Below are 21098 nucleotides of genomic sequence, written 5' to 3' on the forward strand. Positions count from 1 at the left end.
CGCCGTGCTGGCCGGTGACGTGGAACTGGGCCGCGCGATGCAGCTGCATGCGGACAAGCGCTACGCGCTGTACAACGGCGCGCTGGAAACGGTGCTGCTGACCTTCGACCTGAAGCCGCGCGACGAGATACCACGCGAGCTGAAGCCGCTGTCGGCCGGCGCGCAGATGCTGAAGAACCGGCTGGAAAAGAACGTCAGGCACCTGCGCAAGCGGCTGCTGCGCGAGGATATCCACTGCTGGCGCGCCTACGACCAGGACCTGCCCGAGTACGCTGCCGCGATCGACGTCTATGGCGATGTGCACGGCGACGACCACCTGCACATCCAGGAATACCGCGCACCGGCCGACATTCCCGCCGACGTGGCGCGGCTGCGCCTGCGCGAGATCGCCCGGGTCGCCGGCGAGGTGCTCGGCGTGCCGCGCGAGCGCATCGCGATCAAGACCCGCGAGCGCGGCAAGGGCGGCTCCAAGTACGGCCAGCTCGACCAGCGCGGCGAGTTCATCGAGGTGGAGGAGGGCGGCCTGAAGTTCCTGGTCAACCTTACCGACTATCTCGACACTGGCCTGTTCCTCGACCATCGGTTGGTGCGCGCGAAAGTGCGCGAGCTGGCCGAGGGCCGCTGCTTCCTCAATCTGTTCTCCTACACCGCCACCGCCAGCGTGTACGCCGCCGCCGGCGGCGCGCTGGAAACCACCAGCGTGGACTTGTCGGCGACTTATCTGGAATGGGCCTCGCGCAATCTCGCGCTGAACGGCTTCAGCGGCGTGCGCCACCGGCTGATGCAGTTCGACGCGCTGGAGTTCCTGCAGCGCGACCGCGGCCACTACGGCCTGATCTTCGTCGACCCGCCGACGTTCTCCAACTCCAAGCGCGCCGACGATTTCGACGTGCAGCGCGACCACGTGGCGCTGCTGGAAGCCTGCAACGGGCGGCTGACCCGCGACGGCGTGATCGTGTTTTCCAACAATTTCCGCCGCTTCAAGCTGGATCGCGAAGCGCTGGAAGCGCACTTCGACATCGAGGACTGGAGCGCGCCCAGCATCCCGTTCGACTTCGCCCGCCGCGCCGACATCCACGGCTGCTGGCTGCTGCGCCGGCGCCAGGCTGTGACGGGGATCAACCCCTGGGATACGGCGCACATTAAAAAATGAACCCTTCAGTGCATATTAAGCGTGATCGGACGAGCATCCATCCCGTACAACGGAGAACGATCATGACCAAACGCTTCGGTAATGCAGGCAAGCTGGCAGTCATCGGTTTGGCGGTCGCGGCAGCTGTGGCCATGCCGTTGAGCGCGTCGGCGCACGATCACGGTGATCGTGGTTGGCATGGCGGCGGGTGGCACGGCGGTCACCACGATTACGACGGCGGTTATTACCGCCACGGCGGCTACTGGAGCGGAGGCCGCTGGATCGCCGGCGCCATCGTCACCGGTGCCGTGGCCGGCCTGGTCAGCGACGCGCTGCGCCCGGCACCGGTGTATTACGAGGCACCGGTGGTGTACGGCCCGCCGCGCACGGTGATCTACGAGGATGCCCCGGTCGTGCGTCGCCGCGTGGTCGAAACCCGCACCGTGGTGTATGGCGACCCGTACCAGACACGGTATATCCGCGAAGATGGTGACGATGACGACGACTGAGCAATGCGTGGGATCATTGCATTGCGCAACGAAGAGCCCGGCCTGTCCGGGCTCTTCGTGTTTCGGCGGCCGGTGCCTCAGTGCGCCGGCAGGGCCGTCGGCAGCTCGGCGCCGCTGCCGTGCCGGGTGGCGTGCTCGCCGAGCTGCTTGAAGCGGGCCTTGTCGATCCTGCTGACGGACTCGATCGCGCACGGCGGCTGGTAGCGCGAGTGCACCGTTTCACCCACCTCGCCGCAGATGCGGCCCCGGTTGACAATGGCGTTGGACGGGTTGGGCCGGAAGATCAGCCCGGGCGGTGGCGTGCCGAGTCGCGGGCAGTCATTCTGCAGCGTCACCAGGTAATGCTTCGGACCGGTGCGCACGATGGCCGTGCGCGCATCGACGATGTACCACTCGTTGATCTGCGTCGTGTCGATGCACTCGTTTGCGGGCAACGGCGAACGGGCTCGGCCTGGCTCGGCCGCGTGCACGTTGCCGACAGCGAGGACGAACAGCAGGGCGGGAAGAATCGCTTTCATGGGCGTTACCTCGTCGGATGGCGCGGAGCGGGCATCGTGAGCCGGCCGCGGGAGCTGCATGCCGGCTATTCACGGCGGCCGGTGGGGGAGCCGCGCTGCAAAGCATCTGCCATCTTCATATCACAATAAGTGAACGGTTGGCGCGGCATGCTGGCGGACATGTTTTTGAACTGTCTGCATCGCGAAACGCTCCGTACCGAGGCCGCCGTGCGGATGCCGGGAGGGCGCCGGTGACGACCTGGCAATCGTCCGCGCCGGCCGGCATCGCGGCGCGATTCCGCCAGGTACGCCAATGCACGCTGGCGCTGTGCGCCGGCCTCAGCGCCGAGGATCTGCAACTGCAGTCGATGCCTGACGCCAGCCCCGGCAAGTGGCACCTGGCGCACACCAACTGGTTCTTCGAGCAGTTCGTGCTGGGCCGTGACCCGGCCTACCGGCCGCGTGATCCGGCCTGGCATTACCTGTTCAACTCCTACTACCAGTCGGTCGGGCCGATGCATGCGCGGCCGCAGCGTGGTCTGCTGTCGCGCCCGTCGCTGGACGAGGTGCTCGATTACCGCCGCCATGTCGACGACGCGGTGGGCGAGCTGCTGGAACGCAGCGACGATGCGGAACTGCCCGGACTGGTCGAGCTGGGCCTGCAGCACGAACAGCAGCACCAGGAGTTGCTGCTGACCGACATCAAGCACGCGTTCTGGTGCAATCCGCTGCAGCCGGCCTATCGCGCACCGATTGCCGCGTCGGCAGATGCGAAAGTCGTGCCGCTGCGCTTCGTCGATGGCCGCGAGGGCATCGTCGAGATCGGCCACCGCGGCGAGGGCTTCGCGTTCGACCACGAGACCCCGCGCCATCGCGCCCTGCTGCAGCCGCACGCGCTGGCCAACCGGCTGGTGACCAACGCCGAATACCTGGCCTTCGTGCGTGAAGGCGGCTATCGCGAACCCGGGTTGTGGCTGTCCGACGGCTGGGCCACGCTGCAGCGCGAGGGCTGGCAGCATCCGCTCTACTGGCAGGACGACCTGGCCAGCGAGTTCACCCTGGCCGGCGCGCGCGCGCTCGACCCGCACGAGCCGGTCTGCCACCTCAGCTATTTCGAGGCCGACGCGTTCGCGCGCTGGGCCGGCGCGCGGCTGCCCACCGAGGCCGAGTGGGAGTCGGCGGCGCAGGGCGTCGCGATCGACGGCAACCTCCAGGACGCGCAGCGCTTCCAGTCGCGTGCGGCAAGTGGCGATGCCGGCCTGCTGCAGCTGTACGGCGACGTGTGGGAGTGGACCGCCTCGCCCTACGTCAGCTACCCGGGTTTCCGCCCGCTGCCCGGTTCGCTGGGCGAGTACAACGGCAAATTCATGTGCGGCCAGTGGGTGTTGCGCGGCGGTTCCTGCGCCACGCCGCGCGATCATGTCCGCGCCACCTACCGCAATTTCTTTCCACCCCAGGCCCGTTGGCAATTCGCCGGGCTGCGACTGGGACAGGACCGATGAGCAGCGTGCAACCCTTTGGCCTCAGTGACGACGAGCGTCGCCCGCCGTCGAGCGATCTCCTTGAAGTTGTCCAGCGCGGCCTCGGCGCCCGCCCCAAGCGGCTGCCGTCGTGGCTGTTCTATGACGAACGCGGCTCGGCGCTGTTCGAGCGCATCTGCGAGCAACCGGAGTACTACCTCACGCGCTGCGAGATCGCGCTGATGGACGAGCACGCCGCCGACATTGCCGGCGTGCTCGGCAGCGGCGTGCGGCTGGTCGAATACGGCAGCGGCAATGCGCACAAGACCCGCATGCTGCTGCAACATCTGCACGAGCCAGTGGCCTACGTGCCGGTGGAAATTTCGCCCGAGCCGCTCAGGCGCAGCGTCGAGCGGCTGGCCGCGGCGTTTCCGCAGCTGCCGCTGCAGCCGCTGTGCGCGGATTTCAGCAAGCCGCTGCGACTGCCGATCCCGCCGCGTGCGCCGCGGCGCACTGTGCTGTATTTCCCTGGCTCCACCATCGGCAATTTCGACAACCGCGAGGCGGCCGTGCTGCTGCGCAAGATGCGCAACGAGATGGGCGACGCCGGCGGCATCCTGATCGGCGCGGACCTGAAGAAGGATCCAGCGCTGATCGAGGCGGCCTACAACGACCGCGCCGGCGTCACTGCCGAGTTCACCCTGAACATGCTGGCGCGGCTCAACCGCGAGATCGGCAGCAACTTCGAGCTGTCGGCGTTCGCCCACCGCGCGCACTACAACCCGATGGCCGGGCGCATCGAGACGCACATCGTCAGCCGCCGCGAGCAGCAGGTCAAAGTCGGCCGCGTGAACGTGCCGTTCCGCGCCGACGAGGCGATCCAGGTCGAGTACAGCTGCAAGTATTCGCTGGAGGACTTCGCCGCGCTGGCCGCCCGTGCCGGGCTGACCGTGCAGCGCGTGTGGACCGACCCGCAACGGATGTTCAGCGTGCAATACCTGGTGCGCGCCGGCGCGCTCGCGCGTTGAGCGCGCCGCGAGGCGCACTCATCCAGCCTCGCCCGCGGCTACCTCATTTCACGCCGTACAACGCCTTCACGTCGGCGGTCAGCGCAGCCTGGCTGTCGGGGCGCGCGTAGAACATGTGGCCGCCGGGGTAGTTCTTCACCCGCACGCGGGTCGGGTCGCCCATTGCCGGCATCTGGTCGACGATCAGCACCGAGGCCATGAACGGGCAGGACAGGTCGTCCCAGCCATGGGTGATCAGCACGCGCAGGCCCGGGTCGTTGGCCACCGCCTCGCGCAGCTGCGACACCGAGCCCTTGTTCGCGTCCTTGTCCTCGTGCCACAGCTTGTTCACCTCGTAGCTGAGCGCGTTGTAGCGGCCGTCGTATTTCCAGCCCACGACGCGGGTGACGAAGTCGACCATCGCCGTGGTGGTGGGCGCGATGATGCCGTTGAGGATCGGGTCGCCGCTTTGCTGGTGCGGCGCGTACGGGAACGGGTCCCACGCGGTGACGTTGGAGTCGTAGCGGCTGCCCAGCTTGCCTTCGGCGCGGTATACCTCGCGCAGGTAGGCCTGGGTCTCGATGCGGCCGCCGGAGCGCTTGACGAACAGCGGGTCGAGTCCGGTCAGCTCGGTGACCTTCTTCACCACGCGCTCGGTGGCCTGCGGGTCGGCGCGGCCGCGCATCAGGTCGCTGGCGTATTCGCCGCGGGTGTATTCGATGATCGGCGCCATCGCCGCGGCGCTGAGCTTGTGCTCGCGCTCCAGATGGGCGGCGGCGATCGAGGGTAAGGTGAGCATCCACGGCAGCGGCGACACGTTGCCGTCCTCGAACGCGGCCGGGTCGAGGTACGGCGACAGCAGCACCACGCCGTTCATCGCCACGCCGAGGCGCGTCTGCAGGTACTCGGTGATGCGCGGGCCGCGGAAGCCGCCGTAGCTCTCGCCGACCAGGTACTTGCGCGAGGCCATGCGGCCGTTCTTCACCAGCCAGTCGTAGACGATGCGCGAGAGATACTGGATGTCGCTGTCGGTGCTGTAGAACTGTTTGGTGGCTTCCTTGTCGTCGACCAGCGCGCGGCTGTAGCCGGTGCCCACCGGGTCGATGAACACCAGGTCGGTGAAGCCCAGCCAGGTGCCGGGGTTGTCGTGCAGCGTGGCCGGGTCGGACGGGTTGTCGCCTTCGGCGCCGAAGTTCACCCGTTTCGGCCCGATCGCGCCGAGGTTGAGGTACACCGAGGAGGCGCCCGGGCCGCCGTTCAGCGCGAACGTCACCGGACGGTCCCTGCCGGCCATGGTGTAGGCGGTGAACACCACTTCGCCGGTGGTCTTGCCCTTGTCGTCGCGCACCGGCAGCGAGCCGACGGTGACGGTGTACTTGAGCGTGCGCCCGTCCACCGTAGCCGATTGCGTCACGTGCGCATCGGCCGGCAGCGGCGGCAGCTGGAAGCCGTCGCTGCCGGCCGACTCCGGCGCGGCCGGCTTGTGGGTGTCGACGGCGAAGGCCGGGGCAGCGTTGGCGACGGCCAGCACGAAGGCCGCCAGCAGGACGGATCGCAGGGATTTGTGCACGGTTCTTCCTCGCGGGCGAAAGCGGCCAGCTTAACCGGCGCCGTCGCGGCGGGAGTGTGCGTAAAGGCATGGGTGATCGTGGTCAGCGCCGCGCCGTCACCGCGGGTTCCCGATTGCCGAATGACGGCGCGGTGCGCTCCATCCATCGCTCGAACGCCAGCGTGAAATCCTGCAGCGACTGCGCGATGGCCAGGTCGGTCAGCGCGCCACCCGCGTCGAAGCGGCTGGCCGCATTCGCCACGAACAGGGTCGGGGCGGGCATCACCAGGGCGCCGCAGGTATGCAGCACCTGGCGCAGCGAAGCCTGCGCCAGGCGCGTACCCCACGGCCCGCTGCTGGCGCCGAGCACGGCGACGGGCTTCTCCGGCAGCACGTCACCGGCCGGGCTTTCGCGCGAGAGCCAGTCCAGCGCGTTCTTCAGCACGCCGGGCATGGCGTGGTTGTACTCGGGCGTGGCGATGAGCAGGCCGTCCGCGGCGGCGAGCGCCGCGCGCAGCGCCTGCACACCGGCGGGGCCGGCCGGCTCGCGCCGCTCCAGATCTTCATCGAACAGCGGCACGGCGGACAGCGCATCGTAGACGTCCAGCTGCAGTGTCGCCGGCGCCTGGGCCACAGCCGCCTGCAGCAGGCGGCGGTTCCAGGAATCGCGGCGCAGGCTGCCGGGGAGGCACAGCACGCGGCGGGCAGGAGTCGTATGGAAGACGGTCATCTCGGTATCTCCAGTGAAGCAAGGGGGTCAGGGTTCGATCAGCAACAGGAAGGCGCAGGCGACCAGCAGGGCGCCCATCACGATGTCGACGCCGCGGCGGATCGTGGGGCGCACCAGCCAGCGGGCCAGCCACGCGCCAAGCGCGGCCCACAGCAGCAGGCACAGGGTGGGGATCAGCACGAACAGTCCGGCCAGCGGCAGGTAGTCGCGCAGGCCGGCGGCCGGCACCGCCGCCAGCACGCTCAGCACGATCACCCAGCTTTTCGGGTTGAGGAACTGGAAGCCGATCAGGCCCAGGATGCCGGCCGGCAAGGCTGCCGAGGTCGCGGCGGCGTGCCGTGGCGCGATGCCGGCGGCGCACAGCGATACGCCGAGCCAGGCCAGGTACACGGCGCCGATCACGCCGGTCCAGCGCCGTAGTGGCGGATGTGTGGCGAACGCCGCGCCCGCACCCAGCGCCATCACGGCGAGCAGCAGCAGGCCGCCGCACACGATGCCGGCGATCGCCGGCATCGCGCCGCGCAGGCCGGCCTGCCCTGCCGCGCGCAGCACCACCAGGTTGTTCGGACCGGGCGTGATCGCGGCCACGCAGAGCAGGCCGCACGCGGCGAGCAACGGATCCATGGCATGTCCCTCATCGCTAATGGTCGGATGAAGCACATTCTGGTGGCTGCGGCTGGTCTGTGCCGTGTGGTTTATGGTCTAGAATTGCGACCATGAACGAGCTGCCGCTGAATGCCTTGCGTGCCTTCGCCATGGTCTATGCGCACGGCGGCGTACGCGCCGCCGCGCGCGAGCTGGGCATGGTGCACTCCTCGGTGAGCCGGCATCTGGGCGAGCTGGATCGCTGGCTGGGTGTGCCGCTGCTGCGCACGGCGGCCGGTCGCGGCGCGCTGGTTTTCACGCCGCAGGGCGAGGCGCTGGGTCGTGCCACGCTGGCCGGGCTGCGCGGGATCGAACAGGCGGTGGCGGCGTTGCGCGAGACCCGCCCGGCGCATGCGGTGACCCTGTCCGCCTCGCCGTCGTTCGCGATCCGCTGGCTGCTGCCGCGGTTGCCCGCGCTGGAAAAAGCGCACCCGAAGATCGAACTGTCGGTGCAGGTGGAGCAGCGCCTCGATGCGCTGGACGACGGTCGCATCGACCTGGCGATCCGCATGGGCAAGGGACCGTGGCCGGGACTGCATGCCGAGTCGCTGATGGACGACGCGCTGTATCCGGTGATGAGCCCGGCGCTGTGGCAGGCGTCCGGGCGTCCGTCCAGGCCGGCACAACTGGCTGGCCTGCGCCTGCTGCACGATCGCGACCCGCAGGCAGCGTGGGAGCTTTGGCGACAGGCGCACGGGCCGGCGAAGCTGTCGCTGCAGGGCGGCGCACGCTACACCTCGTCCGACCTGGTGTTGCGCGCGGCGATGCAGGGCCAGGGCGTGGCGCTGGCGCGGCATCGGCTGGCCGCGGACGACGTGGCGAACGGCAGCCTGCTGCGTCCGTTCGGCGAACTCAGCGTGGCGCTGGGGCCGTCGTACTGGATCGTGCGGCCGCCGGCCAGGCCGCGCCCGGCGGTGGCCGCGGTGATCGACTGGCTGCGCTGGCAGGCGGCGGGTACCGGCCAGCCAGCCATGTGATCAGCCGCGCGCCAGCGCGCCCTCGACGAACCGCTGCAGCTGCGCCGCGTTCAGCGCGCCGGACTGCCGCGCGATCTCGCGGCCGTGCTTGAACATGACCAGGGTGGGAATGCTGCGGATGTTGAAGCGTGCGGCCAGTTGCGGCTGCGCCTCGGTGTCCAGCTTGGCCAGCCGCAGGCGCGGTTCGAACCTGCCGGCGGCCTGCACGAACACCGGCGCGAAGCCGACGCACGGGCCACACCATGGCGCCCAGAAATCCACCAGCACCGGCAGGTCGCCGCGGCCGACGATCGCCTCGAAGTTCGCCGCGGTCAATTCCGCCGGGTGTCCCTCGAACAGCGCCTGCTTGCAGCGACCGCAGTTCGGATGCTCGCCGACCCGTTCGGCCGGCACGCGATTCAGCGCACCGCAATGCGGGCAGGGGATGGCCAGTGGTGTACTCATGGCAGACTCCGGTAACGGGTCAGGCGCCAGGCGCCAACGCCGACAAGATGGCGACGACCACCGCCGAACCCAAGCCGAGCCGACATGCTGCGACATCCCGACTCATCCGGTACACGCTGGCCCCGGCGAAGTCTGCTCGCGCTGGGCATGCTGTGGACCGCGCCGAATACCTTGCTGGGCCTGCTGCTGGGTGTGGCCGCCGTGTCGTTCGGCGCGCGCATGCGTTGGCAGCCGCGCGAGCTGGCGCTGGTGGTGCGCCGCTGGCCGTGGGGGCGCGGCGGTGCGCTGACCCTGGGCAACGTGATCGTGCATACCGGCGAGCATCTGGACACGCCGTGCCTCACCTATGCGCATCGCGCCGGTCGCGGCATCGAGCCGCCGGTGTCGCTGGCCGACCACGAACGCGCACATGTCTACCAGTACATGCTGCTCGGCCCGCTGTTCCTGCCGCTGTACCTGCTGTGCGGCGGCATCAGCGCGCGCAATCCGTTCGAGCGCGCGGCCGATCGCTACGCGCGCTCGGGGCGCGGCTGGTGGCCGTGGTCGCGGGAAGGCCGCTGAGCCGCTTGCGCGGTCAGGCTGCTGCGTGCGGCACGAAACGGAGCGCCACCGAGTTCATGCAGTAGCGCAACCCGGTCGGCCGCGGGCCGTCGTCGAAGACGTGGCCGAGGTGGCTGTCGCAGCCGGCGCAGCTGATGGCGGTGCGCTGCATGCCGAACAGATGATCGCTGCGCTCGATCACGTTGCGCGCGGCGATCGGCTGCCAGAAGCTGGGCCAGCCGGTGCCGGAGTCGAACTCGGTGGCGGCGTCGTACAGCGCAGTGGCGCAAGCCACGCAGCGGAACAGGCCGGGCACGGCAGGCCGCTCGTGCTCGCCGCTGAACGCGCGCTCGGTGTCTTCGTGGCGCATCACCTCGTACGCCGCCGGCGACAGCCGCTGCCGCCATTGCGCGTCGCTCAGCACCAGCTTCGCCACCTTGCGCGCGCCGAGGTCGTGGCCGGCGTCGTCGAAGATTTCCAGCAACACCTCGCCCGGCGCGCCGACCGGCGCATTCGCCGCCGCATGCAGGCGCGGCAGCAGCAGGCCGCCGCCGACGGCCAACAGTGCACCGCCGCCGAGCGCGGCACGCAGGAAGCGGCGGCGATCCATCGCGAGAGTTTCATCGAGACGTGGCATGACAACCTCCGTGGATGTTCTTTTGTGTAGGAGCCCGCTTGCGGGCGATGCTTTTCCGCGAGCGCAGAGGCATCGCCCGCAAGCGGGCTCCTACGTGTCGCTTCAGCCGAACGTGAAGGCGTAGGCCTGCACGCCCGGGTCCAGGAACTCGATCTCGAACAGCCGCTCACCGCTGCCGTGGGCCTGGCGTACCAGCTGATACAGCCGCTGACTGGTGATCGTGCCGTGGCCGTCGGCGTCGGTGTCCATGCCGTGATCGGCGCCGGGCGGCTTGCCGTCGATGCTCACGCGGTAGCGGATCGGCTTGCCGTCCGCCGCTGGGCCGAGCACCAGGTGCAGGTCGCGGCCGCGGAAGCGATAGACGATGCGGCCGCCGGCCCGCTCCAGTTGCGCGTTTTCATCGCGTACGGTCCAGCGCCCGTCGAGCGACCACTGGTCCACGGCGAGCGAGGCGGGTGCGTGATAGTCGTGCGCCTCGTCACGCGCCACCCGGCCGCCGACGAAGTTCATTGCGCGGGCGTAGCCGACGTAGGTTTCCGGCGAGCGGGTGGGGTCATCCGAGGCGGCCGCCTCGACGCCGCGGTGGTCGTCGCTGACGTAGCCGCCGGGCAGGTTCTTCTGGCCGGCGTCGGCCAGCAACTGGCGGATCACGTCCTCGCTTTCCCGGTACTCGCCTTCGCCGAAATGGTGATGGCGGATCTGCCCCTGTGCGTCGATGAAGTAGTGCGCCGGCCAGTACTCGTTGTTGAAGCCTTTCCAGATCGCGTAGTCGTTGTCCAGCGCGACCGGGTAGTCGACGCCCAGGTCCTTCACGGCCTTGGTCACGTTGGCCGGATCCTTCTCGAACGCGAACTCCGGCGCATGCACGCCGATCACCACCAGGCCGTGGTCCTTGTACTTGTCGGCCCAGCCACGCACGTACGGCAGCGCGCGGATGCAGTTGATGCAGGAGTACGTCCAGAAATCGACCAGCACCACCTTGCCGCGCAGCGCTTCGGTGGTCAGCGGCGGACTGTTCAGCCATTGCGTGGCACCGGCCAGCGACGGCAGCGTGCCTTCCACCGGCAACGGCTCGCCGGCCTTCAGCACCGGCTGCGGCGCCGGCGCCGGGCGCACGGCGTTGATCAGCTTCTGCTCGATGCCGCCGGTGCTGGCCAGCGAGACGCGGGTGAGCAGGCCGGTATCCAGGCCCAGCGCGATCGCCGCCACGCCGCACAGCACCAGCACGCCGAGCGCGCGGCGCATCCACTCGCCGGCGCCGAGCGAGCGCTTCATCAGCGCGAACACCTTGCCGCCGATCAGCAGCGCGAGGCCCAGTGACGTGGCCGCGCCGGCGGCGTAGGTGAGCAGCAGCAAGGTGGTATGCACGCTGGCGCCGTTCAGCGCCGCACCGGTCAGCAGCAGGCCCAGGATCGGTCCCGCGCACGGCGCCCACAGCAGGCCGGTGGCGACGCCGAGGCCGGCCGCGGCCCAGACCGAATCGCCATCGCCGGCCGAGCGCTGCGACAGCCGGTTGCCCAGCGCCACGAACGGGCGCGTGATCCATTCGGCCAGCCGGGTCGACAACAGGGTCAGGCCGAGGAAGGCCAGCACCAGCATCGCCACGTAGCGGCCGTACTGGTTCGCGTGCACCGCCCAGCCGCCGCCGAGCGCAGCCAGCGTGGCCACGGCGGCGAAGGTGATCGCCATGCCCAGCAGCATCGGCAAGCCATTGCGCATGAACGGCCGGTCGGAGCGGGCGAACACGAACGGCAACACCGGCAGGATGCACGGGCTGAGGATGGTCAGTACGCCGCCGAGATAGGCGAGGATCAACACGAGCATGGGGGGCATCCGTGGAAGGTTGTCTGATTATTCGCCGCTGCCCTGGCGAGGGTTACACGCCGGCACGAAGTAACGTTGGCGCCGACGGCAGCGAATACCTGTCAGGCGTTCCGCCGCGGAGCGAAGCATGTCGCAAGCCTTGACCGCCACCGGCTTCATGGGTCTAGATAGCGTACTTTCCCTGCGAACGAGTCCCGCCCCGACCGTGCCAGCCGATGTGGCCACCGCGAATGACGGCGAGTCGCCCAGCCAGCGCCGGGCGGCGTGGATGGTTGCGGCACAGGCCGGCGACCGACGCGCCTACGAGAGGCTGCTGGCCGATTCGGTGGCGCTGATCCGCGCCACCGCGCGGCGCCAGGGCGTGGCGCAGGATCAGCTGGACGACGTGGTGCAGGAGGCCCTGATCACCGTGCACCGCGTGCGCCACACCTACGACCCGACCCGTTCGTACGATGCGTGGCTGACCGCGATCGCCAGTCGCCGCGCGATCGACGCGTTGCGCCGCCGCGGTCGTCGCGACAGCCGCGAACTGCGCGACGATGTCGCGCTCGACCAGCATCCGGATGCCGACGACGCCAGCGCCGCCACCGAGGGCGAACAGCGCGCGCAGCGCCTGCACGAGGCGATCGCCGAATTGCCGCCGGGCCAGCGCGAGGCGGTGGAACAGCTGGGCCTGCGCGAGCGTTCGCTCAGCGAGGCGGCCGAGTTGACCGGGCGCAACACCGGCGCGCTGAAAGTGAACCTGCACCGCGCGCTGAAGGCACTGCGCGAACGTTTCCATGGAGAACCCTGACGTGATGTCCGACCCGCAATCCCATGAGGCGCTGATCGACCGCCTTGGCACCGAGCTGGTGCCGGTGCGGCGTCTGCTGCCGCCATGGCTGCGTACCGCCGGCTGGCTGCTGGTGGTGGTGGCGCTCGCGGTCGGGTTGCTGATGCATTACGGCGCGGGCCCGATGCTGCGGCGCTGGGATGCCACGCCGGACCTGGCCTGGGCCGGCATCGGCGCGGCGATCACCGCGATCTGCGCGGCGTGGGCCGCGTTCGCGCTGGGCGTGCCAGGGCGCCGTGCGGCGTGGGCGTGGCTGCCGCTGCCCGGAGCGCTGCTGTGGATCGGTGCCAGCGGCCTCGGCTGCCTGCGCGAATGGATCGCGCCGGGCACCGAGATCGCCGGCATGCATCAGTCCGCCGATTGCCTGATTTTCATCATCGGCTTCTCGGTGCCGCTGTCCGCCTTGCTGATCGTGCTGCTGCGCCGCGCGTGTCCGTTGCGGCCGGTGCTCACCGCGGTGCTGATCGGCCTAGCCAGCGCGGCAGCCTCGGCCAGCCTGCTGGAGATCTGCCACGCGTTCGACTCCGCCGCCACCGATCTGCTGACCCACGCGTTGGCGGTGATCGTGGTGGTGGCGGTCAATGCCGCGATGGGCGGCCGGCTGCTGTCGAGGGCCTGAACTCAGTCGCGGAAGTTGTCGAACTGCAGCGGCAGCTCGACCTCGGACTTGCGCAGCACCGCCATCGCCGCCTGCAGGTCGTCGCGCTTCTTGCCGCTGATGCGCAGCTTGTCGCCGTTGATCTGCGCCTCGACCTTGAGCTTGGCCGCCTTGAGTTCGGCGACCAGCTTCTTCGCCACCGGCTGCTCGATGCCCTGCTTCACGGTGATCTTCTGCCGCGAGCCGCCCAGGTTGGTTTCCGGGTCGCCGACGTCGAGCGCGCGGATGTCGATCTTCCGCGCGGTCAGCCGGCCGCGCAGGATGTCCAGCATCTGCTGCAACTGGAACTCGCTGGGCGCGTTCTGGGTGATCACGCCGTCGTCCAGCACGTACTGCGCGTCCACGCCCTTGAAGTCGAAGCGCGTGGTCAGCTCGCGGTTGGCCTGGTCGATCGCATTGGTCAGTTCGTGCTTGTCGACTTCGGAGATCACGTCAAAGGAAGGCATGGCGGCGGCTCGCTGGGAACAGGAACAAAGTGTAAGCCATGCGGCTGGGCGATAATGCGCGACTTTCCTTCTCGTCATTCCGGCGCAAGCCGGAATCCAGCGCCTCATAGTTGGCAAAGGCACTGGATCCCGGCTTGCGCCGGGATGACGAGCCAAAGCACAACGGTGCAACCATGGTTAGTTCTTGAAAACCGACGTGTTGATCATCGGCGCCGGCGCCGCAGGCCTGATGTGCGCGATCGCCGCCGGCCAGCGCGGCCGCCGCGTGCTGGTGGTCGATCACGCCAACAAGGTCGGCAAGAAGATCCTGATGTCCGGCGGCGGGCGCTGCAATTTCACCAATACGGGCGCGACGCCGGCGAACTATCTGTCGGCGAACCCGCATTTCGCCAAGTCCGCGCTGGCGCGCTACACGCCGTGGGATTTCATCGCGCTGGTCGAGAAGCACCGCATCGCCTACCACGAGAAGGAACTGGGCCAGCTGTTCTGCGACGACTCGGCCAAGCAGATCGTGCGCATGCTGCTGGACGAATGCGTTGCTGCCGGCGTCGCGGTGGAAGCGAACTGCGGCGTGCAGCGCGTGCGCAAGACGCCGGAAGGTTTCAGCGTGCACACCGCGCGCGGCGAGCTGCACGCCGAATCGCTGGTGGTCGCCTCGGGCGGCCTGTCGATCCCCAGCATGGGCGCCAGCGGCTTCGGTTACGAGCTGGCGCGCCAGTTCGGCCACGCCGTGCTGCCCACGCGCGCCGGCCTGGTGCCGCTGACCCTGAGCGGCAAGCACCAGGAGCACTACCAGGATCTGGCCGGCGTGGCGCTGCCAGCGGTGGAGGCGCGGGTCGGCAAGCAGGGTTTTCGCGGCGGCCTGCTGTTCACCCATCGCGGCATCAGTGGTCCGGCGATCCTGCAGATTTCCTCGTACTGGCACCCCGGCGACGACCTGCGCATCGACCTGCTGCCGAACCGGGACGCCGGCGCGCACCTGATCGAACAGCGCGCGGCGCGGCCGCTGGCGGAATTGAAAACCGTGCTGGGCGACGTGTTGCCGAAACGCCTGGCGCAGCGTCTGTGCGAGCAATGGTTCCTCGCTCCTCAAGACAGCGGCCATCCCTGGCCGCTCCCCGCGTACGAGAGCCGCCCGATGCGCCAGTACCGCGACGCCGAACTGAGCCAGGTCGGTGCGCAACTCAACGCCTGGCCGATCACCGCCAGCGGCACCGAAGGCTACCGCACCGCCGAAGTCACCCTGGGCGGCGTCGACACCGACGGCCTGTCCTCCAGCACGATGCAGTCGAAGCTCGTGCAGGGGCTGTATTTCATCGGCGAGGTGGTCGACGTCACTGGCTGGCTCGGCGGCTACAACTTCCAGTGGGCGTGGGCGTCGGGGCAGGCGGCAGGGCAGGCGGCATGAGGCTGCCCGCACGCGGTGGATTTCGCATGGATTGAATATCCCGCGTGCTTCACTGTGCGCCGGTTTCGACATGAGGACACCTGCATGAAAGTCGGATTCATCGGACTCGGCGCGATGGGCAGCGCGATGGCCAGCAACCTGCTGGCGGCCGGTCACACGCTGACGGTATGGAACCGTTCGGCCACCGCCAGCGAACCGCTGGCCTCGCTGGGTGCGAAGGTGGCGAAAACCGCCGACCGTGCCGCGCAGGGCGCGGCGCTGTGCAGCATGCTGGCGAACGACCGGGCGGTGCGCGAGGTGTTCCTCGACGGCGGCCTGCTCGACGCGATGGATCGCGGCACCGTGCACGTCAACCACGCCACGATCTCGGTGGCGCTGGCGCGGGAGCTGGCCGCGGAGCACGAGAAACGCGGGCTGGAGTACGTCGCTGCACCGGTGTTCGGCCGTCCGGACATGGCCGCTGCGGCCAAGCTCAACATCCTGGTGGCCGGCAAGCCGGCCGCCATCGAACGCGTGCGGCCGCTGCTGGAGGCGATGGGCAGCAAACTGTGGCCATTGGGCGAGGCGCCGGAGCGCGCGAACGTGGCGAAGATCGCGGGCAACTTCATGCTGGCGGCGGCGATCGAGAGCATGGCCGAGGCGACGGCGCTGACGCGCGCCCACGGCGTCAGCGCGGCGGACTTTCTCGACGTGATGACGAATACGCTGTTTGCCGCGCCGGCCTATCAGGGCTACGGCAGGCTGATCGCCGAGCAGCGTTTCAAGCCGGCCGGGTTCGCCTTGCCGCTGGGCTACAAGGATGTGGGGCTGGCGCTGGCCGCGGGGGAGGCGCAGCGCGTGCCGCTGCCGTTCGCCGGCGTGCTGCGCGACGCCATGCTGGAGGCGCTGGCCGCCGGCGATGCGGAACTGGACTGGTCGGCACTGGCGCTGGTCGCCGCGCGCCGGGCGCATCTGGACGAACGCGAATAGCCGGTACAGGGCGTTACGGCGCCCACTGCAGCGTGCCGTCGATCACCGTGTGGCTGCGTCCGCCGACCCAGATCGCGTTGTCGTCGATGTGCACGAGCAGTTGCGCGTCGTGGCCGATCTCGCGACCCTGGCTGACCTGGTAGCCACGGGCCAGCGCGCCGTGCGGTTCGGCGTGCACGATATACGCGGCGATCAGCCCGTTGGCGGCGCCGGAAGCGGGGTCCTCGACGATGCCCACGCCCGCCGGGAACGCGCGCACCACCAGCTGGTAGTCGGGGTGACCGCTTCTTGCGAATGCGCACAATCCCATGCTGTCGCTGGCTTGCGCCAGCGCGGCAATCGCCGCGTGGTCGGGCCGCCACGCGCGCAGGCTGGCTTCGTCCGTCACCTCGGCCAGCCACCAGCGCCGCCCGCCGTCGACCAGCGCCGGCGGCAGCACGCCCAGTTCGATGCCGGCCAGCGTGGCCGCCAGCAGCGGATGGGCGTCGCGGCCGGTGCCCAGCACCCGCTCGCCGGGCGACTGCAGCAACAGTTCGCGGCTGGTGCCGTTGCCTTCGACGCGGATCGGCAGCACGCCGGCGCCGCATTCCTGCCACAACAGGCCATCGTGCGGCTGGGCCAGGCCGCATTCCAGCGCGGCGTGCGCACTGCCGATGCTGGGGTGGCCGGCGAACGGGATTTCCTTGTGCGGAGTGAAGATGCGCACGCGATAGCTGGCCCGCGGGTCGCTCGGCGGCAGCAGGAAGGTGGTCTCCACCAGCGCCGTCCAGCGCGCGAAGCGCTGCATTGCCTCGGCGCTCCAGTCGCCTGCGCCGATCACCACGCCAAGATGGTTGCCGCCGCCCAAGGTGGCGGCGAAGACGTCCAGATGCAGGTAGCGGAGCGAGGTCATGGCATGCGCCGGGCGACCGCAGCGGTCGCGTAAAGCGGCGAATGATAGCCGCCTGTCTCCGGGCTGGGCAGTGATCCCGCGGAATATCGACGAGCGGGCGGGGCATAAGCGCCGGTGGTCGCGGTGGCGCGGGCGGAAAGTCGACAAGCCGCGGCGCGGGCGCCAAGATGTGCGCTTTTGCTGCCCGACGCGGAATCGCCCATGCCGATCACCCTGGCCATCATCGCCATCACCTGCATCGTCTCGTTCATGGCGTTCAAGAACAGCCGCCTGCTGAACGATCTGATCCTGTGGCCGCCGGCGATCGCCCGCCAGCGCGAATACCACCGGCTGGTGACCTACGGCCTGGTGCATGCGGATTTCGGCCACCTGCTGTTCAACATGATCACGCTGTTCTTCTTCGGCCGGGTGATGGAGGGCTTCTTCGCCGCGCGCATGGGGCCGTTCGGCTTCGCGCTGTTCTACATCGGCGGCCTGGTGGTCTCGATCCTGCCGACCTACCTGAAGAACCGCGGCAACCCGAGCTACCGCAGCCTCGGCGCCTCGGGCGCGGTATCGGCCGTCTTGTTCGCCTTCATCCTGCTGGCGCCGTGGTCGCGGATCATCGTGCTGGTGATCCCGATGCCGGCGATCGTCTACGCGGTGCTGTACACCGGTTACTCGATCTACATGGACCGCCGCGGGCAGGGCAACGTCAACCACAGCGCGCACCTGTGGGGCGCGGCCTACGGTATGGTCTTCACCTTGCTGGCGGAGCCGCGGGTGCTGCCGCATTTCCTCGACGCGCTGATGCAGCCGAGCTTCTGATGATGAACGCGGCCTGCGCCGCGTCATGCCCGGCGCGGCCGGGGCGTGCATACTGGTCACGGTCCCATTGCCCGCCGCAGGAGAACGAACGTATGGCCACCATCCGCAAGCCGGCTGCGAAGAAGTCCCCGACAGGGAAAGCCGCTGCCGGAAAGACGCCAGCTGCGAAGCCGACCGCAAAGAAGACCGCTGCGCGCAAGGGGACACAGAAGAAGGCCGCGGCGACGCCGGCGGCCGTGAAGAAGCCAGCTACCCGGAAGGTGGCGAGCCGGCCGGTTGCCGCCGCCGCGGCGAAGAAGCCGGCAGCGCGCAAACGCCCGCCGGCGCCGGTCCAGCGCATCAGCCAGGAAGACGCCGTGGCGAGAATCCAGGCCTTGCTGGCGGCCAAGAGGAGCGGGTGACAGTCAGCGCGCGGGCCGGATTCCGGAGGCCGCTACCGCGGGCGGACGGCGGCACATGGCTGGCGGGTAAACGCCGGCAGGGCAGGCGCCAGGACTCAGTGCGGGTTCAAGCAGCGCGGCCTACCGTGGCCTCGCTACTCCCACACGGGGACGGATCATGAAACGCCTGCTGGCCAGTGTTGTCCTGATCGTCGCTGCGGCGACGCTGTCGGGCTGTTATTACGATCCGGGCTACAGCTATGTGCGTGGCTCCGGCTACGCCGGCGACGCCTACTATGGCGACGGCGGCAACGCCTATTACGCGGCGCCGGCCTACTACGACGACTATTACGGCGGCTACTACGGCTGCTGCTATGCGCCCGGCGTGAGCGTGGGCGTCAGCAGCGTGTGGTACGGCGGTTCGCGCTACCGGCACGACGACTATCGCTACCGCGACCATCGCGACTATCGCGGCCATGCCGGCCAGTGGCAGGGCCACGGCGGCGACCGCGGCGACCATCGCGGCGATCGTCGCGACGGCAACCCGCAGCGGCGCGATCGTCACGACCGCGACGATCGCCGCTGAGGTTTGAGGCACCATCGGGGGATGCCCGGATTCGTGCCGCCACGCAAATGCATTCCAAGGCTCATCGCCATCGCGGCGATGGGCTTTTTGCTGTGCGCCTGCGGCGGCTTGCGCTACTACGCACAGGCGGTGCACGGGCAGGGCGAGCTGATCGCGCATCGCCGTGCGGTGAGCGAGCTGGTGCACGACCCGGCCACCGATCCGCAGCTCGCCGCGCGTCTGCGCCAGGCGCGGCAGGCGCGCCGGTTCGCCTCGCAGCGGCTGGCCCTGCCGGACAACCGCAGCTACACCGGCTACGTTGCGCTGGATCGGCCCTACGTGGTGTGGAACGTGTTTGCCACGCCGCGTTACTCGGTGCAGGCGGTGCCGCAGTGCTTCCCGGTCAGCGGTTGCGTCGCCTATCGCGGCTGGTTCGCCGAGGCCGACGCGAAGGCCGATGCGGCGCGGCTGCGCGCGCGCGGCGATGACGTCTGGATTGGCGGCGTGCCGGCGTATTCCACCCTGGGCTGGTTTGCCGATCCGATCCTGTCGAGCATGCTGCGCTGGGACGACGACGAACTGGACGGCACGATCTTCCACGAGCTGGCGCACCAGCTGATCTACGTGAAGGGCGACACCGCGTTCAACGAATCGTTCGCCAGCTTCGTGCAGAGCGAGGGCCTGCGCGAATGGCGCCAGTCGCGCGGCCTGCCGCCGCCGGACGAGCGGGCCCGGGCGATGGACGAGGGCTTCACCCGCCTGGTGCTGGACCTGCGTACGCGCCTGGCGACGCTGTATGCCAGCGGCGCGGACGCCGCGGCGATGGAGGCGGGCAAGCAGGGCGAGATCGCGGCATTCCGCGTCCGCTATGCGCAGTGGCGCGAGCGCGACTGGCCGGGCGAGCACCGCTACGACGCCTGGGTCTCGCAGCCGATCAACAATGCGCGGCTGCTGCCGTTCGGCCTGTACGAACGCTGGACGCCGGCCTTCGCCGCGCTGTTCCGCCAGGCCGAGGGGCAGTGGCCGGCGTTCTACGCCAGCGTGCGCAAGCTGGCGCGCGAGCCGAAGGCACAGCGCGAACGGACGCTGCAGGCGTTGTGCGATTCGCAGCAGGCCGATGCGCTGGCCGTGCCGTGAATCGCGCGGTCGCTTCAGCCGCCGCGCTTGCGTCCGGCCATGTGCCGCAGGTAGGCCAGTACGGCGTCGAGGTCGGCATCGGGCAGCGCGTGCGTGTCGAACCCCGGCATCTTCGCCTGCGGCCATTGCCGCAGCGACTGCGGGTTGCGGATGAAGGCGCGCAGCAGGTCGGCGCGCAGGTATTCGGTGGGGTTGTGCGGCAGGTTCAGGTCGGGGCCGAGCCTGGCGTCGCCCTGGCCGTTGAGCGTGTGGCAGGCAAAGCAGGTGCGCTGGAATACCGCGAAGCCGTGCCGCACCTCGCTGTCCGCCGGCAGCGCCGGATCGGGCAGGATCGCCGGGAAGCACTCGGCCACGCCGGCCAGCCTGCGGATGCTCGCCAGCTGGTACGGCCATTGTTCCGTGCCGATGCCGGCGGCCTGCGGCCGCGTCCACACCAGGTAGAACGGCCCGGCGTGGCCATGCCCCGGGAGCGTCGGCCACGGTTGCGCCGGATCCTCGATCGCCAGCCACGCTTCACTGCCTTGCGCGTTCAGCAGCAGCGCGGCGGGGATCTCGGCGGCGAAACCGTCGCCGGCGACGAACTGCAGATGATCGCCGGGGCCGATGCCGTCGAGCAGCGCGACCAGCGGCACTGCGCGGTAATGCATCGCGCGCCGGAACGCCACGTCGCCGGGCACGCTGATCGTGCGCGCATCGGGGCGCCTGAGCAGGGTTTCGCTGCGATAGGTGACGACGCCGTGGCCGAGGTCGACCTTCAGCTCGGCCGCGCTCGCGGGCAGGACCAGGCACAGCGCGAGCAGGCACACGGCAAACAGCTTCATGGTCGATCCCGCCCGAGGTTGAGGAAATTGTAGACGGCGAAGCGCATACCGTCTCGCCCGTTTGCGGCCGCCAGCCTGTCGGAAAGCTGAACAAGCGTCGCCATGCCGGTTGAACTCATCGGCGACTGGCCGCACTAACCACGTGTATCGCCGTGATGGCGACAGAAAGTGGCGCAGGGCATCGCGTCACTGAGGGGCCGGCATTTCCTCCCCTGGATGCCGCCTGACAAAC

24 protein-coding genes are annotated in these 21098 nt (G+C 69.4%); 14 read left to right on the forward strand and 10 right to left on the reverse strand.

What is annotated here, in order from left to right; genetic code table 11:
* Together rlmKL and RHOOR92_RS0109000 are read left to right on the forward strand one after the other, a co-directional pair.
* On the forward strand, positions 1–1153 hold a 1153-nt coding region (rlmKL, locus tag RHOOR92_RS18645; protein WP_037115184.1), incomplete at its 5' end, for a bifunctional 23S rRNA (guanine(2069)-N(7))-methyltransferase RlmK/23S rRNA (guanine(2445)-N(2))-methyltransferase RlmL.
* Between the two features lie 62 nt (positions 1154–1215).
* Entirely contained in the window at positions 1216–1641 is a 426-nt protein-coding gene (locus tag RHOOR92_RS0109000; RefSeq protein ID WP_007507858.1) for a hypothetical protein, read from the forward strand.
* A 77-nt stretch (positions 1642–1718) separates the two neighbouring features.
* Here the strand turns inward: RHOOR92_RS0109000 and RHOOR92_RS0109005 are convergent, their stop codons facing one another.
* Positions 1719–2159, reverse strand: a complete 441-nt coding sequence (locus tag RHOOR92_RS0109005) for a DUF6491 family protein (RefSeq protein WP_007507860.1) — start codon at positions 2157–2159, stop codon at positions 1719–1721.
* A 230-nt stretch (positions 2160–2389) separates the two neighbouring features.
* Here RHOOR92_RS0109005 and egtB point away from each other — a divergent pair, with 230 nt between their 5' ends.
* Both egtB and egtD read left to right on the forward strand, forming a co-directional pair.
* Entirely contained in the window at positions 2390–3640 is a 1251-nt protein-coding gene (egtB, locus tag RHOOR92_RS0109010) for an ergothioneine biosynthesis protein EgtB (RefSeq protein ID WP_027490101.1), read from the forward strand.
* A complete protein-coding gene (gene egtD, locus RHOOR92_RS0109015) occupies positions 3637–4626 on the forward strand; it encodes an L-histidine N(alpha)-methyltransferase (protein WP_027490102.1) in 990 nt (329 codons plus the stop codon). Before egtB ends, egtD begins: the two co-directional genes overlap by 4 nt.
* A gap of 43 nt (positions 4627–4669) precedes the next feature.
* Here egtD and RHOOR92_RS0109020 read toward each other — a convergent pair whose 3' ends face one another.
* From RHOOR92_RS0109020 to RHOOR92_RS0109030, 3 genes are all read right to left on the reverse strand, one after another.
* Positions 4670–6175, reverse strand: a complete 1506-nt coding sequence (locus RHOOR92_RS0109020; protein WP_015448277.1) for a peptidase S10 — start codon at positions 6173–6175, stop codon at positions 4670–4672.
* A gap of 82 nt (positions 6176–6257) precedes the next feature.
* Complete coding sequence (locus RHOOR92_RS0109025; protein WP_015448276.1) at positions 6258–6884, reverse strand: NADPH-dependent FMN reductase; 627 nt, start codon at positions 6882–6884, stop codon at positions 6258–6260.
* 27 nt (positions 6885–6911) lie between these two features.
* Positions 6912–7508 (reverse strand): LysE family translocator, encoded by a 597-nt coding sequence (locus tag RHOOR92_RS0109030; RefSeq protein ID WP_007507870.1) that lies wholly within the window; start codon positions 7506–7508, stop codon positions 6912–6914.
* A 92-nt stretch (positions 7509–7600) separates the two neighbouring features.
* On the opposite strand from RHOOR92_RS0109030, the gene RHOOR92_RS0109035 reads away from it, so the two are divergent.
* Complete coding sequence (locus tag RHOOR92_RS0109035; protein ID WP_027490103.1) at positions 7601–8506, forward strand: LysR substrate-binding domain-containing protein; 906 nt, start codon at positions 7601–7603, stop codon at positions 8504–8506.
* On the opposite strand, the gene trxC is transcribed toward RHOOR92_RS0109035, so the two are convergent.
* Positions 8507–8950, reverse strand: coding sequence for a thioredoxin TrxC (trxC, locus tag RHOOR92_RS0109040; protein WP_027490104.1), 444 nt, complete (start codon positions 8948–8950; stop codon positions 8507–8509). It abuts the gene before it with no gap.
* Between the two features lie 84 nt (positions 8951–9034).
* Here trxC and RHOOR92_RS0109045 point away from each other — a divergent pair, with 84 nt between their 5' ends.
* Positions 9035–9511: a hypothetical protein gene (locus tag RHOOR92_RS0109045; protein WP_027490105.1), complete on the forward strand. Its 477-nt coding sequence runs from the start codon at positions 9035–9037 to the stop codon at positions 9509–9511.
* A 13-nt stretch (positions 9512–9524) separates the two neighbouring features.
* On the opposite strand, the gene msrB is transcribed toward RHOOR92_RS0109045, so the two are convergent.
* The gene (gene msrB / locus RHOOR92_RS0109050; RefSeq protein WP_015448273.1) at positions 9525–10127 is read right to left on the reverse strand and encodes a peptide-methionine (R)-S-oxide reductase MsrB; all 603 of its coding nucleotides are present in this window, start codon (positions 10125–10127) and stop codon (positions 9525–9527) included.
* 102 nt (positions 10128–10229) lie between these two features.
* Positions 10230–11951, reverse strand: a complete 1722-nt coding sequence (locus tag RHOOR92_RS0109055) for a cytochrome c biogenesis protein DipZ (RefSeq protein ID WP_027490106.1) — start codon at positions 11949–11951, stop codon at positions 10230–10232.
* 127 nt (positions 11952–12078) lie between these two features.
* Between RHOOR92_RS0109055 and RHOOR92_RS0109060 the strand changes: the two genes are divergently transcribed.
* Both RHOOR92_RS0109060 and RHOOR92_RS0109065 read left to right on the forward strand, forming a co-directional pair.
* A complete protein-coding gene (locus RHOOR92_RS0109060) occupies positions 12079–12744 on the forward strand; it encodes a sigma-70 family RNA polymerase sigma factor (RefSeq protein WP_015448271.1) in 666 nt (221 codons plus the stop codon).
* A 4-nt stretch (positions 12745–12748) separates the two neighbouring features.
* Positions 12749–13402 (forward strand): NrsF family protein, encoded by a 654-nt coding sequence (locus RHOOR92_RS0109065; protein ID WP_007507884.1) that lies wholly within the window; start codon positions 12749–12751, stop codon positions 13400–13402.
* A 2-nt stretch (positions 13403–13404) separates the two neighbouring features.
* Here the strand turns inward: RHOOR92_RS0109065 and RHOOR92_RS0109070 are convergent, their stop codons facing one another.
* Entirely contained in the window at positions 13405–13887 is a 483-nt protein-coding gene (locus tag RHOOR92_RS0109070; protein WP_007507886.1) for a YajQ family cyclic di-GMP-binding protein, read from the reverse strand.
* 184 nt (positions 13888–14071) lie between these two features.
* On the opposite strand from RHOOR92_RS0109070, the gene RHOOR92_RS0109075 reads away from it, so the two are divergent.
* Positions 14072–15295, forward strand: coding sequence for an NAD(P)/FAD-dependent oxidoreductase (locus RHOOR92_RS0109075; RefSeq protein WP_007507888.1), 1224 nt, complete (start codon positions 14072–14074; stop codon positions 15293–15295).
* A gap of 84 nt (positions 15296–15379) precedes the next feature.
* Positions 15380–16264 carry an NAD(P)-dependent oxidoreductase gene (locus tag RHOOR92_RS0109080; RefSeq protein WP_007507890.1) on the forward strand — a complete coding sequence of 295 codons (885 nt, stop codon included), beginning with the start codon at positions 15380–15382 and terminating at the stop codon, positions 16262–16264.
* Positions 16265–16277: 13 nt separating this feature from the next.
* On the opposite strand, the gene RHOOR92_RS0109085 is transcribed toward RHOOR92_RS0109080, so the two are convergent.
* Complete coding sequence (locus tag RHOOR92_RS0109085) at positions 16278–17156, reverse strand: PhzF family phenazine biosynthesis protein (RefSeq protein WP_027490107.1); 879 nt, start codon at positions 17154–17156, stop codon at positions 16278–16280.
* A gap of 201 nt (positions 17157–17357) precedes the next feature.
* Here RHOOR92_RS0109085 and RHOOR92_RS0109090 point away from each other — a divergent pair, with 201 nt between their 5' ends.
* From RHOOR92_RS0109090 to RHOOR92_RS18650, 4 genes are all read left to right on the forward strand, one after another.
* Positions 17358–17963: a rhomboid family intramembrane serine protease gene (locus RHOOR92_RS0109090; protein ID WP_007507894.1), complete on the forward strand. Its 606-nt coding sequence runs from the start codon at positions 17358–17360 to the stop codon at positions 17961–17963.
* Positions 17964–18055: 92 nt separating this feature from the next.
* Positions 18056–18364 carry a hypothetical protein gene (locus RHOOR92_RS0109095; RefSeq protein ID WP_015448266.1) on the forward strand — a complete coding sequence of 103 codons (309 nt, stop codon included), beginning with the start codon at positions 18056–18058 and terminating at the stop codon, positions 18362–18364.
* A gap of 157 nt (positions 18365–18521) precedes the next feature.
* A complete protein-coding gene (locus RHOOR92_RS0109100; protein ID WP_015448265.1) occupies positions 18522–18929 on the forward strand; it encodes a hypothetical protein in 408 nt (135 codons plus the stop codon).
* 78 nt (positions 18930–19007) lie between these two features.
* Positions 19008–20045: an aminopeptidase gene (locus RHOOR92_RS18650; protein WP_037115191.1), complete on the forward strand. Its 1038-nt coding sequence runs from the start codon at positions 19008–19010 to the stop codon at positions 20043–20045.
* 14 nt (positions 20046–20059) lie between these two features.
* Here the strand turns inward: RHOOR92_RS18650 and RHOOR92_RS0109110 are convergent, their stop codons facing one another.
* Positions 20060–20866 carry a cytochrome c gene (locus RHOOR92_RS0109110; protein WP_015448263.1) on the reverse strand — a complete coding sequence of 269 codons (807 nt, stop codon included), beginning with the start codon at positions 20864–20866 and terminating at the stop codon, positions 20060–20062.
* Positions 20867–21098 lie beyond the last annotated feature (232 nt).

The organism is Rhodanobacter sp. OR92 (assembly GCF_000427545.1).
GTDB classification, from domain to species: Bacteria; Pseudomonadota; Gammaproteobacteria; order Xanthomonadales; family Rhodanobacteraceae; genus Rhodanobacter; species Rhodanobacter denitrificans.

Excerpts from the sequence above, each read along its gene's own strand:
- RHOOR92_RS0109055 (WP_027490106.1), bottom strand. The coding sequence starts at position 11,951 with ATGCTCGTGTTGATCCTCGCCTATCTCGGCGGCGTACTGACCATCCTC.
- RHOOR92_RS0109005 (WP_007507860.1), bottom strand. The coding sequence starts at position 2,159 with ATGAAAGCGATTCTTCCCGCCCTGCTGTTCGTCCTCGCTGTCGGCAAC.
- RHOOR92_RS0109095 (WP_015448266.1), top strand. The coding sequence starts at position 18,056 with ATGGCCACCATCCGCAAGCCGGCTGCGAAGAAGTCCCCGACAGGGAAA.
- RHOOR92_RS0109110 (WP_015448263.1), bottom strand. The coding sequence starts at position 20,866 with ATGAAGCTGTTTGCCGTGTGCCTGCTCGCGCTGTGCCTGGTCCTGCCC.
- RHOOR92_RS0109100 (WP_015448265.1), top strand. The coding sequence starts at position 18,522 with ATGAAACGCCTGCTGGCCAGTGTTGTCCTGATCGTCGCTGCGGCGACG.
- RHOOR92_RS0109090 (WP_007507894.1), top strand. The coding sequence starts at position 17,358 with ATGCCGATCACCCTGGCCATCATCGCCATCACCTGCATCGTCTCGTTC.
- trxC (WP_027490104.1), bottom strand. The coding sequence starts at position 8,950 with ATGAGTACACCACTGGCCATCCCCTGCCCGCATTGCGGTGCGCTGAAT.
- RHOOR92_RS0109080 (WP_007507890.1), top strand. The coding sequence starts at position 15,380 with ATGAAAGTCGGATTCATCGGACTCGGCGCGATGGGCAGCGCGATGGCC.
- RHOOR92_RS0109085 (WP_027490107.1), bottom strand. The coding sequence starts at position 17,156 with ATGACCTCGCTCCGCTACCTGCATCTGGACGTCTTCGCCGCCACCTTG.
- RHOOR92_RS0109045 (WP_027490105.1), top strand. The coding sequence starts at position 9,035 with ATGCTGCGACATCCCGACTCATCCGGTACACGCTGGCCCCGGCGAAGT.
- RHOOR92_RS0109060 (WP_015448271.1), top strand. The coding sequence starts at position 12,079 with ATGTCGCAAGCCTTGACCGCCACCGGCTTCATGGGTCTAGATAGCGTA.
- RHOOR92_RS0109035 (WP_027490103.1), top strand. The coding sequence starts at position 7,601 with ATGAACGAGCTGCCGCTGAATGCCTTGCGTGCCTTCGCCATGGTCTAT.
- egtD (WP_027490102.1), top strand. The coding sequence starts at position 3,637 with ATGAGCAGCGTGCAACCCTTTGGCCTCAGTGACGACGAGCGTCGCCCG.
- RHOOR92_RS0109000 (WP_007507858.1), top strand. The coding sequence starts at position 1,216 with ATGACCAAACGCTTCGGTAATGCAGGCAAGCTGGCAGTCATCGGTTTG.
- RHOOR92_RS0109070 (WP_007507886.1), bottom strand. The coding sequence starts at position 13,887 with ATGCCTTCCTTTGACGTGATCTCCGAAGTCGACAAGCACGAACTGACC.
- RHOOR92_RS0109025 (WP_015448276.1), bottom strand. The coding sequence starts at position 6,884 with ATGACCGTCTTCCATACGACTCCTGCCCGCCGCGTGCTGTGCCTCCCC.
- msrB (WP_015448273.1), bottom strand. The coding sequence starts at position 10,127 with ATGCCACGTCTCGATGAAACTCTCGCGATGGATCGCCGCCGCTTCCTG.
- RHOOR92_RS0109030 (WP_007507870.1), bottom strand. The coding sequence starts at position 7,508 with ATGGATCCGTTGCTCGCCGCGTGCGGCCTGCTCTGCGTGGCCGCGATC.
- RHOOR92_RS18650 (WP_037115191.1), top strand. The coding sequence starts at position 19,008 with ATGGGCTTTTTGCTGTGCGCCTGCGGCGGCTTGCGCTACTACGCACAG.
- RHOOR92_RS0109065 (WP_007507884.1), top strand. The coding sequence starts at position 12,749 with ATGTCCGACCCGCAATCCCATGAGGCGCTGATCGACCGCCTTGGCACC.